Annotated in this window: 1 protein-coding gene; it reads left to right on the forward strand. The window is 62.2% G+C overall.

Translation table 11 applies throughout. From position 1 onward, the window contains the following. On the forward strand, positions 1 to 230 hold a 230-nt coding region (locus QP119_RS11765), incomplete at both ends, for an MFS transporter (protein ID WP_336620426.1).

Genomic DNA, 230 nt, shown 5'->3' on the forward strand with positions numbered 1-230 from the left:
TGCAGCGCCGCTGCTGACGGTTAGTGCGATTCGTGGCATCGGCTTCGGTGCATTGTCCGTGGCTGAAGCGGCGATTATCGCGGAGCTGGTACCGCTGCGCCTGCTCGGCAGTGCCACGGGAATTTTCGGTGGTGTTGTCGGCCTTGCTCAGATGATTGCGCTGCCATCGGGCTTGGCCCTGGTGGACAGGATTGGCTACGACGCCGTGTACATGATCGCGGCATCGATCG

It is taken from the genome of Corynebacterium frankenforstense, from assembly GCF_030211955.1.
Classification (GTDB): domain Bacteria; phylum Actinomycetota; class Actinomycetes; order Mycobacteriales; family Mycobacteriaceae; genus Corynebacterium; species Corynebacterium frankenforstense_A.